Origin of the sequence: Pantoea sp. Pa-EAmG, assembly GCF_030024295.1 — a bacterium.
Taxonomy (GTDB): Bacteria; Pseudomonadota; Gammaproteobacteria; order Enterobacterales; family Enterobacteriaceae; genus Pantoea; species Pantoea dispersa.
Genome location: NZ_JASEWO010000165.1, coordinates 1 through 9,772, shown reverse-complemented (window position 1 = coordinate 9,772; position 9,772 = coordinate 1). Strand labels below are relative to the sequence as shown.

The 9,772-nt window shown below is 56.4% G+C and carries 10 protein-coding genes and 1 other annotated feature; of the genes, 4 read left to right on the top strand and 6 right to left on the bottom strand.

Annotation, left to right across the window (positions count from 1 at the left end; genetic code table 11):
- Positions 1–194: 194 nt before the first annotated feature.
- The 3 genes from clpB to rluD all read right to left on the bottom strand — a co-directional run bounded on the left by clpB (position 195) and on the right by rluD (position 4,598).
- Complete coding sequence (gene clpB, locus QMM04_RS18000) at positions 195–2,768, bottom strand: ATP-dependent chaperone ClpB (protein ID WP_021507314.1); 2,574 nt, start codon at positions 2,766–2,768, stop codon at positions 195–197.
- Between the two features lie 124 nt (positions 2,769–2,892).
- Positions 2,893–3,621: a purine nucleoside phosphorylase YfiH gene (gene yfiH, locus QMM04_RS17995; RefSeq protein ID WP_282996675.1), complete on the bottom strand. Its 729-nt coding sequence runs from the start codon at positions 3,619–3,621 to the stop codon at positions 2,893–2,895.
- Complete coding sequence (gene rluD / locus QMM04_RS17990; protein ID WP_021507316.1) at positions 3,618–4,598, bottom strand: 23S rRNA pseudouridine(1911/1915/1917) synthase RluD; 981 nt, start codon at positions 4,596–4,598, stop codon at positions 3,618–3,620. Before rluD ends, yfiH begins: the two co-directional genes overlap by 4 nt.
- 130 nt (positions 4,599–4,728) lie before the next feature.
- Between rluD and bamD the strand changes: the two genes are divergently transcribed.
- Positions 4,729–5,469 (top strand): outer membrane protein assembly factor BamD, encoded by a 741-nt coding sequence (gene bamD, locus QMM04_RS17985; protein ID WP_058759616.1) that lies wholly within the window; start codon positions 4,729–4,731, stop codon positions 5,467–5,469.
- An 11-nt stretch (positions 5,470–5,480) separates the two neighbouring features.
- Here bamD and QMM04_RS17980 read toward each other — a convergent pair whose 3' ends face one another.
- A complete protein-coding gene (locus QMM04_RS17980; RefSeq protein WP_132467019.1) occupies positions 5,481–5,672 on the bottom strand; it encodes a hypothetical protein in 192 nt (63 codons plus the stop codon).
- 64 nt (positions 5,673–5,736) lie between these two features.
- Here QMM04_RS17980 and raiA point away from each other — a divergent pair, with 64 nt between their 5' ends.
- The 3 genes from raiA to pheA all read left to right on the top strand — a co-directional run bounded on the left by raiA (position 5,737) and on the right by pheA (position 7,471).
- Positions 5,737–6,063: a ribosome-associated translation inhibitor RaiA gene (gene raiA, locus QMM04_RS17975; protein WP_021507319.1), complete on the top strand. Its 327-nt coding sequence runs from the start codon at positions 5,737–5,739 to the stop codon at positions 6,061–6,063.
- Positions 6,064–6,160: 97 nt separating this feature from the next.
- Positions 6,161–6,285: a sequence feature (Phe leader region), on the top strand.
- On the top strand, positions 6,162–6,209 hold the full coding sequence (gene pheL / locus QMM04_RS17970; RefSeq protein ID WP_121497579.1) for a pheA operon leader peptide PheL: 48 nt from the start codon (positions 6,162–6,164) through the stop codon (positions 6,207–6,209). Its footprint overlaps the feature before it by 48 nt.
- 22 nt (positions 6,286–6,307) lie before the next feature.
- Positions 6,308–7,471, top strand: a complete 1,164-nt coding sequence (pheA, locus tag QMM04_RS17965) for a bifunctional chorismate mutase/prephenate dehydratase (RefSeq protein WP_058776009.1) — start codon at positions 6,308–6,310, stop codon at positions 7,469–7,471.
- A 33-nt stretch (positions 7,472–7,504) separates the two neighbouring features.
- On the opposite strand, the gene tyrA is transcribed toward pheA, so the two are convergent.
- On the bottom strand, positions 7,505–8,626 hold the full coding sequence (gene tyrA, locus QMM04_RS17960; RefSeq protein WP_021507321.1) for a bifunctional chorismate mutase/prephenate dehydrogenase: 1,122 nt from the start codon (positions 8,624–8,626) through the stop codon (positions 7,505–7,507).
- Positions 8,627–8,632: 6 nt separating this feature from the next.
- A complete protein-coding gene (locus QMM04_RS17955; RefSeq protein WP_058759618.1) occupies positions 8,633–9,712 on the bottom strand; it encodes a 3-deoxy-7-phosphoheptulonate synthase in 1,080 nt (359 codons plus the stop codon).
- Positions 9,713–9,772 lie beyond the last annotated feature (60 nt).

Below are 9,772 nucleotides of genomic sequence, written 5' to 3'. Positions count from 1 at the left end.
TGCTGAGCCGCCTGCGTTGCCGCTTTGCCGTCTCAGTGGTGGCGCATTATAGGGACTTCGTTTCGCCTGACAAGCGCTAATTTGCAGTTTTTGCGCGACCGCTCACTTTCCAGGCAACACGTTGCAAAAACCAGCTGATTCTTGCGAAACAGCATAAAAAAACGGGCCCTGAGGCCCGTTTTTGTCACGTTGCGTTATTGGTGCGCGACGATGGCATCGTCCTGCACATCCATTTCGATAGTTTTTCCCGGAACCAGCGCGCCAGACAAAATCTTCTGCGCCAGCGGGTTTTCAATCTGCTGCTGAATAGCCCGCTTCAATGGCCGCGCGCCGTAAACCGGATCGTAACCATTTTCGCCCAGCAGTTTCAGCGCCGCGTCGGAAATGTGCAGCTGATAACCGCGCTCTTCCAGACGCTGATACAGCCGCTGCAGCTGAATCTGCGCAATCGAGGCAATATGTTTTTCACCCAGCGGATGGAATACCACCACCTCATCAATACGGTTGATAAACTCCGGACGGAAATGGTGTCCGACGACCGTCATCACCACATCTTTCATTTCCGCGTAATCAAGCGCGCCGAAACGTTCCTGAATCAGATCCGAACCGAGGTTAGATGTCATGATCACCACGGTATTGCGGAAGTCCACGGTGCGCCCCTGACCATCGGTCAGACGCCCATCATCCAGCACCTGCAGCAGAATGTTGAACACATCCGGATGCGCTTTTTCCACCTCATCCAGCAAAATCACCGAGTAAGGGCGACGACGCACCGCCTCTGTCAGGTAACCGCCCTCTTCATAACCGACGTAGCCCGGAGGTGCCCCGACCAGACGCGACACCGAATGTTTCTCCATGAATTCCGACATATCGATACGCACCATCGCGTCGTCGCTATCGAACAGGAAATTAGCCAGCGCCTTACACAGCTCGGTTTTACCGACACCGGTCGGTCCAAGGAACAGGAACGATCCGATTGGCCGGTTCGGGTCAGACAAACCGGCGCGGCTACGGCGAATGGCGTTCGATACCGCTTCAACCGCTTCGTCCTGGCCGATAACCCGGGCATGCAGCTCCTGCTCCATCCGCAACAGTTTATCGCGCTCGCCTTCCATCATGCGGGCCACCGGAATACCGGTCCAGCGCGCCAGCACATCGGCGATCTCGACATCCGTAACGCGGTTGCGTAACAGCTTCATGGTTTTACCTTCAGCCTGCGTGGCGCTTGCCAGCTGTTTTTCCAGCTCCGGAATTTTGCCGTACTGCAGTTCCGACATCTGGCCAAGGTCACCCACACGCCGTGCCTGCTCCATAGCCAGACGCGCCTGCTCCAGCTCGGCTTTGATGTTTTGCGTGCCGGTCAGCGAGGCTTTTTCCGCTTTCCACTCTTCTTCGAGCTCAGCATATTCGCGCTCTTTCTGATCCAGCTCGCTTTCCAGCATCTCCAGACGCTTAACGCTGGCGTCATCCGATTCTTTCTTCAGCGCCTGCTGCTCCAGTTTGAGCTGGATGATGCGCCGTTCGAGACGATCGAGCGGTTCCGGCTTGGAGTCAATCTGCAAACGAATGCTCGACGCCGCCTCATCAATCAGGTCGATGGCTTTGTCCGGCAACTGGCGATCGGCAATATAGCGGTGCGACAACGTTGCCGCAGCCACAATAGCCGGGTCGGTAATCTGCACATGGTGATGCAACTCGTAACGCTCTTTCAGGCCACGCAGAATAGCGATGGTGTCTTCGACGCTCGGTTCGGCGACGAACACTTTCTGGAAACGGCGTTCCAGCGCGGCATCTTTCTCGATGTACTGACGATACTCATCCAGCGTGGTGGCACCCACGCAGTGCAGTTCACCGCGCGCCAGCGCCGGCTTCAGCATGTTGCCGGCATCCATCGCGCCGTCGGCTTTACCGGCGCCAACCATGGTATGCAGCTCATCGATAAACAGAATGACGTTGCCTTCCTGTTTTGCGAGGTCATTCAGCACGCCTTTCAGGCGCTCTTCAAACTCGCCGCGATATTTCGCGCCGGCCACCAGCGCGCCCATATCCAACGCCAGAACGCGCCGGCCTTTCAGCCCTTCCGGCACTTCGCCGTTAATGATGCGCTGTGCCAGCCCTTCAACGATGGCGGTTTTACCGACGCCCGGTTCACCGATGAGCACCGGGTTGTTTTTGGTACGACGCTGCAATACCTGAATGGTGCGGCGAATCTCTTCGTCACGCCCGATAACCGGATCTAACTTGCCGAGCTCAGCGCGCTCCGTCAGATCGATGGTGTATTTTTTCAAAGCCTGGCGCTGATCTTCAGCCCCCTGATCGTTCACGTTTTCCCCTCCCCGCAGTTGCTCGATGGCCTTAGCGAGTTTGTCCGCCGTGGCACCGGCAGACTTCAGTAAGTCCGCCAGCGAGCCGCGCGATTCGAGGGCCGCCAGAACAAATAATTCAGATGAAATAAAGTTGTCGCCGCGCTTTTGCGCCAGCTTGTCGCACAGATTCAGTACCCGGACCAAATCCGCTGATGGCTGAACGTCGCCGTCGGTCCCTTCGACCTGCGGCAAACGATTGATGGCTTGTTCGATGCTGGTACGCAGGTTAGCGACATCCGCTCCCGCAGCGCTGAGCAGCGGACGTACTGATCCACCCTCCTGGTTGAGCAGCGCGCTCATCAGGTGCAGGGGTTCGATGAATTGATTATCGTGTCCCAGAGCAAGGGACTGTGCATCGGCCAGGGCCAACTGGAATTTGTTGGTAAGACGATCCAGACGCATGATTCCTCCCATTACAGGTCAAAATGCTACTGGAGATTAAATGAGGTCATCCCTCAAATTTTCAAGGTTAATGACCTGCATTGTGAGTAAAAAATACGCTACTGGATCGTCTTGCGGCGTAAGGTTATCTCAGCCAAATCAAAGTTGCCATACGCCCGGTGATTCCGTCGCGTCGGAAGGAGAAAAAATCGGCGCTTTCCTGATAGGTACAGCGCGCGTCAGCCGTGACAGATCGCACGCCAGCGGCCTGCAGACGCTGGGTTGCCAGCAGCCAGATATCGGCAAAATATTTCTCGCCGGCCGGGCGAAAAGCCGCATCGGCAGCGGCATCCTGCGCCAGGAACGCACTGCGCACCTCGGCCCCCACTTCAAATGCCTGTGGACCAATCGCCGGACCGAGCCAGGCATGAATCTCGCTCGCCGGGCAGTGAAACTGTGCCAGCGTTTGCTCCAGCACCCCATGACACAACCCGCGCCAGCCGGCATGTGCCGCGGCAACTTCGCTGCCATCATGGCTGCAAAACAGCACCGGCAGGCAGTCGGCGGTCATCACTGCACACACCACGCCGCTTTCCCGCGTTATCGCCGCATCGGCACGCGGCACGGCCGCAGCCGCCGGCAGACGCGCCACCGTCTGGCCGTGCACCTGCTCCAGCCACTGCGGCATTGCCGGTAGCGCCAGCTGCCCGACCACGCGCTGACGATTGTGCATCACGCAATCCGCCTCGTCCCCGACGTGCGCGCCGAGGTTGAGGGAATCCCATGACGCCGCGCTAACGCCGCCGTGCCGCGTGGTCGAATAAGCCTGCACGCGCGCCGGCGCCGGCCACTGCGGCACGATCCAGTCACTCATAGCCAGTCCAGTTGATCGCGGAACTCGTCGGTATCGGCTTTCAGTGCCTCAATCAGATCAACCATGTCCTGCGGCAGTGGCGCGTGCCACTCCATCTCAATCCCGGTGATCGGATGATAAAGACGCAGCATAGTGGCGTGCAGCGCCTGGCGGTCAAAACCGCGCAGCGTACTGATAAAAGCCTCAGAAGCGCCCTTTGGCGGACGCGGACGACCACCGTACAGCGGATCGCCCACCAGCGGATGGTTAATGTGCGCCATGTGCACGCGAATCTGGTGAGTACGGCCGGTTTCCAGGCGCAAGCGTAAACGCGTATGGGCGCGGAAATGCTCCATGATGCGATAGTGCGTGGTGGCCGGTTTACCCATCGGATGCACCGCCATGTGGGTACGCTTGGTAGAGTGACGCGCCATCGGCTCGTTCACCGTACCGCCAGCGGTCATGGTGCCAATCGCCACCGCTTCATATTCGCGGGTGATTTCACGCAGCTGCAGCGTTTCAACCAGATGCGTCTGCGCCGGTACCGTTTTGGCCACTACCATCAGTCCGGTGGTGTCTTTATCCAGACGGTGCACGATGCCGGCGCGCGGCACGTCGGCAATCGCCGGATAGTGATAAAGCAGCGCATTCAGTACCGTGCCGTCCGGATTACCGGCGCCAGGGTGGACCACTAAGTCGCGCGGTTTGTTGATCACCAGGATGTGGTCATCTTCATAAACGATATCCAGCGGAATATTTTGCGCTTCCCAGCGCTGCTCCTCTTCGATCTCGGCATCAATCGCCACCCGCTCACCGCCGAGTACTTTCTCTTTCGGTTTATCGATGATGGTGCCGTTGACGCTGACCCGACGCTCAAGGATCCACTCTTTTATGCGGGAACGTGAATAATCAGGGAACAATTCCGCCAAAGTCTGATCTAAGCGTTGTCCAAGCTGTGCTTCGGACACCGTTGCGGTGAGTTGAACTTGTTGTGCCATATACAGCTTCTTCGTTAACGTTGGGTTTTCACGGCGATGCCGTTTAATATAATGTGCTATCGTACCAGGTCATAACCGGGAGCTTAACGGACAGCTTCCGCTACAACACTTTGAGGATAATCATTTCGTCATGACGCGTATGAAACATCTGGTGGCTGCTGCCACACTGAGCCTGAGCCTGGCACTGGTGGGCTGTTCCGGCTCATCGGACCCGGTCCCGGACAGCCCGCCGTCTGAAATTTACGCCACAGCGCAGCAAAAGCTGCAGGACGGTAACTTTAAAGCGGCGATTAAGCAACTGGAAGCGCTGGATAACCGTTATCCGTTTGGTCCTTACTCGCAGCAAGTGCAGCTGGATTTGATCTACGCGTACTACAAAAATGCCGATCTGCCACTGGCGCAAGCCGCCATTTCCCGCTTTATGCGCCTGAACCCGACGCACCCTAACATTGATTACGTGATCTATATGAAGGGCCTGACGGACATGGCACTGGATGATTCCGCGCTGCAGGGCTTCTTCGGGATCGATCGTTCCGACCGCGATCCTACGCATGCGCGTGATGCATTCCGTGACTTCTCTCAGCTACTGCGCGGCTATCCGAACAGCCAGTACGCGGCAGATGCGCAGAAACGTCTGACGTTCCTGAAAGATCGCCTGGCGAAGTATGAGCTCTCCGTGGCGCAATTCTATACCAAGCGCGGTGCCTATGTCGCCGTTGTTAATCGGGTTGAAGGTATGATGCGCGATTATCCGGACACCCAGGCCACGCGTGACGCGCTGCCGCTGATGGAAAATGCCTATCGCCAGCTGCAGCTGACGACGGAAGCTGACAAAGTTGCGAAAATCATTGCGGCGAATAGCGCGTCCTGATTTTCGTGCCATTAAAAAAGCAGCCGCTGTGGCTGCTTTTTTTTGGTCAGAAAACCGTCTGAAATGGTTTTTTCCGCTACGGTTAACTCATCAATCTTGCCCCTATCCCCGCTGTGCATCAAGCTTTTTTCGCCCTTTTCCCAGCCTTTCTCACAATTCGCTGGCATTGACAAAAAGTGACATTCCAATGTGATCCAGATCACACATTTTCCTGATTTGCGCGGTATGCTGGTCCTACCCAGACGGAAATGACAGAGAGGTTTAACTATGATTCTGAACATTACCAGCAAACAAATGGAAATCACTGCTGCAATCCGCAACCATGTCGAAGACCGTCTCGCCAAGCTGGAAAAATGGCAAACCCACCTGATAAATCCGCACATTGTGTTATCGAAAGAGCCGAAAGAATTTGTGGCCGATGCCACCATTAACACGCCAAACGGCACGCTGGTCGCCAGCGCGAAACACGATGATATGTATACGGCCATCAATGACCTGATCGCCAAGCTGGAGCGCCAGCTAAATAAAGCACAGCACAAGCCTGAAGCACGACGTGCCACCAGCAGTGTTAAAGATTTCACCCCTGCCGGGTAATTTATCGCTTTTCAGCAACGCGCCTGCGGGCGCGTTTTTTATTGACAGCTTTTAAGCTGTGCGGTTACTCTCAGTTCACTTTATTGCCGGAATTGATCATGAAACTGCTGCCGTTCTTCTTCGCATTCTTTTTTACCTTCCCCTGATTGGGAGGCGATTCGTCGTGTGAAAATGAATGCGAAGACGAACAACAAAGCCTCCCAACCGGGAGGCTTTTTTATTGGACATTTTACAGGTGAGCCCTATGAATCCCGAGAATCCGCTGCTGGCGTTACGCGATAAGATCAGCGCCGTCGATGCCAGGCTGTTAACGCTGCTGGCTGAACGGCGCGCGCTGGCCGTTGAGGTAGCGCAGGCCAAGCTGGCCACCCACCGCCCGATTCGTGACGTCGAGCGCGAACGCGCCCTGCTGGAAAATCTCATCGCGCTGGGTAAAAAACATCAGCTGGATGCGCACTACATCACGCGCCTGTTCCAGTTAGTGATTGAAGATTCGGTGCTAACCCAGCAGGCGCTGCTGCAGAAAAACCTGAATCATCCTCATGCGCACGCGCCGCGCATCGCCTTCCTCGGCCCAAAAGGCTCCTATTCGCACCTTGCCGCCCGTAAATACGCCACGCGCCACTTCGATTCGATGGTGGAAATGGGGTGTCTGAAATTCCACGACATCATTCAGCAGGTTGAAAGCGGTCAGGCGGATTACGCGGTGATGCCGATTGAGAACACCAGCTCCGGCTCGATCAATGACGTATACGATCTGCTGCAGCAAACGTCGCTGTCGATCGTCGGCGAGCTGACCATTCCTATCGAACACTGCGTGCTGGTTAGCGGTAATACCGATTTGCAGCAGATTGAAACGGTGTATAGCCATCCGCAACCGTTCCAGCAGTGCAGCCAGTTCATCAACCGCTTCCCGCAGTGGAAAATCGAATACACCGAAAGCACGGCGGCGGCGATGGAGAAAGTAGCCGCGATGAACTCGCCGCGCGTGGCCGCGCTGGGCAGTGAAGCTGGCGGTGAGCTGTATGGCCTGCAGGTGCTGGAGCGCAACCTGGCGAATCAGCAGCAGAACCATACCCGCTTCATTGTGCTCGCGCGTAAACCGATTGAAGTCTCCAGCCAGGTGCCGGCCAAAACCACGCTGATTATGGCGACGGGCCAGCAGGCCGGCGCGCTGGTTGAAGCACTGCTGGTGTTGCGTAATCACAATCTGATCATGAGCAAGCTGGAAAACCGGCCAATCAATGGTAACCCATGGGAAGAGATGTTTTACATTGATGTGCAGGGCAATCTGCAGTCGGAGAACATGCAGCAGGCGCTGGAAGAACTGCGTGCGCTCACGCGTTCACTGAAGGTGCTGGGCTGTTATCCGGGTGAGAACGTGGTACCGGTAGAACCGCGTCTGTAAAACAAAAAGGCATCCTCACGGATGCCTTAATCATTACTGGCGACTGTCGTTGGCGGAGCGCAGCATGCTGCGGCTCTCGACGAGGAATCGTTTCGCGTAGTCGCCAAACCAGTGTTCCACGCGCTCAAAGCTGTTGATGAACGCCTGTTTATCGCCCTGCTCCAGTAGCGTGATGGCTTCACCAAAACGCTGATAGTAGCGTTTAATCAGCGCCAGATTACTTTCCGACGACATGATAATGTCGGCGTACAGCTGTGGGTCCTGCGCAAACAGCCGTCCCACCATCGCCAGTTCGAGGCGATAGATAGGCGAGGACAGTGCCAGCAGTTGATCCAGATTGACGTTCTCTTCCGCCAGATGCAAACCATAAGCGAAGGTGGCGAAGTGGCGCAGCGCCTGAATGAACGCCATGTTTTGATCGTGCTCAACCGCACTGATGCGGTGTAAGCGCGCGCCCCACACCTGAATCTGCTCCAGGAACCACTGATAGGCTTCCGGCTGACGGCCATCGCACCATACCACCACCTGCTTCGCCAGGCTGCCGCTGTCCGGACCGAACATCGGATGCAGTCCCAGTACCGGACCGCTGTGCGCCGCCAGCATCGCCTGCAGCGGACGGTTCTTCACCGACGCCAGATCCACCAGAATGCAGTCATCAGGCAGCGCTGGCAGATCGGCAATGATCTGTTCAGTCAGATGGATCGGCACGCTGATGATCACCATGCCCGCATCGTGCAGCAGTTCATCCGCGCGCGGCCAGTCATCTTTATCAAGAATACGCACCTGATAGCCGGAGAGCGTCAGCATCTTCTCGAACAGACGTCCCATCTGACCGCCGCCGCCGACAATCACCACCGGACGCAGTTCAGGACACAGCGTTTTGAAGCCTTTGTCATTTTCATGCGCATAGGATTCACGCATCAGACGACGCAGTACATCTTCGATCAGGTCCGGCGACACGCCGAGCGCTTCCGCTTCCTGACGACGCGACGCCAGCATACTGGCCTCGCGCTCAGGCACATAAATCGGTAAACCGTAGCGGCTTTTGACTTCGCCGACTTCGGCCACCAGCGCCAGTCTTTTCGCCAGCAGCCCCAGCAGGGCTTTATCTACTTCATCAATTTGATCGCGCAGCGCGGTCAGTTCAGCCACCATGACTCATTACACCTCGTGTGACAGACGCGCCGACAGCACTCCCTGCAGATCCTGATGGATTTCACGCAGCAAGGTTTCCGTGGTTTCCCAGTTGATACAGGCATCAGTGACAGAAACACCGTATTTCATTTCGCTACGTGGCTGTTCAGAAGACTGGTTGCCTTCGTGAATGTTGCTTTCCAGCATCAGGCCAATGATGGAGCGGTTTCCATCTTTAATCTGCGCGATAGCCGATTCGGCTACGCCAGGCTGACGGCGATAGTCTTTGTTAGAATTGCCATGGCTGCAATCTATCATTAAGGCCGGACGCAGTCCTGCTTTCAGCATCTCTTTTTCGCACTGCGCGACATCTTCCGGGCCGTAGTTTGGCGCTTTACCGCCGCGCAGAATCACGTGACCGTCCGGGTTGCCCTGAGTTTGCAGCAGGCACACCTGACCGGCCTGGTTAATGCCGACAAAGCGGTGCGGCATCGCGGCGGCGCGCATGGCGTTGATCGCGGTGCCGAGGCTGCCATCGGTGCCGTTTTTAAAGCCTACCGGCATCGACAGGCCAGACGCCATTTCACGGTGCGTCTGCGATTCTGTGGTACGCGCCCCAATCGCCGACCAGCTAAACAGATCGCCGAGGTATTGCGGGCTATTGGGGTCGAGCGCTTCGGTGGCCAGCGGCAGGCCCATCTCCACAAGATTGACCAGCAGCTGACGCGCAATGTGCAGGCCGGCTTCCATATCAAACGAGTTGTTCATGTAAGGATCGTTGATTAACCCTTTCCAGCCGACGGTGGTACGGGGTTTTTCAAAATAGACGCGCATAACGATATACAGCTGATCCTTCAACTGTGCAGAGAGTGTTTGTAACTGACGAGCGTAATCCAGTGCGGCTTCGGTATCGTGGATCGAGCAGGGACCGCACACCACCAGCAGACGCGGATCGCGACCCGCGATGATATCCGCGATGGTCTGGCGGGAAGCGGCAATTTGCGCTTCCTGCGCCGCGGTCAGCGGGAACTTCGCTTTCAGTTCCTGTGGCGTGATTAAAATCTGTTCGTCGGCGATATGCACATTGTTCAGCGCGTCTTTTTGCATGATGGCGATCCTTTTTCACTCGTTATGCGGTTTTACGATCCTCACTGAGGATGATGCTTA

What these genes read in the sequence shown, in the direction of transcription:
- QMM04_RS17955 (WP_058759618.1), bottom strand. Translation starts at nt 9,712, where the DNA reads ATGCAAAAAGACGCGCTGAACAATGTGCATATCGCCGACGAACAGATT.
- rluD (WP_021507316.1), bottom strand. Translation starts at nt 4,598, where the DNA reads ATGGCACAACAAGTTCAACTCACCGCAACGGTGTCCGAAGCACAGCTT.
- bamD (WP_058759616.1), top strand. Translation starts at nt 4,729, where the DNA reads ATGACGCGTATGAAACATCTGGTGGCTGCTGCCACACTGAGCCTGAGC.
- tyrA (WP_021507321.1), bottom strand. Translation starts at nt 8,626, where the DNA reads ATGGTGGCTGAACTGACCGCGCTGCGCGATCAAATTGATGAAGTAGAT.
- clpB (WP_021507314.1), bottom strand. Translation starts at nt 2,768, where the DNA reads ATGCGTCTGGATCGTCTTACCAACAAATTCCAGTTGGCCCTGGCCGAT.
- raiA (WP_021507319.1), top strand. Translation starts at nt 5,737, where the DNA reads ATGATTCTGAACATTACCAGCAAACAAATGGAAATCACTGCTGCAATC.
- yfiH (WP_282996675.1), bottom strand. Translation starts at nt 3,621, where the DNA reads ATGAGTGACTGGATCGTGCCGCAGTGGCCGGCGCCGGCGCGCGTGCAG.
- pheA (WP_058776009.1), top strand. Translation starts at nt 6,308, where the DNA reads ATGAATCCCGAGAATCCGCTGCTGGCGTTACGCGATAAGATCAGCGCC.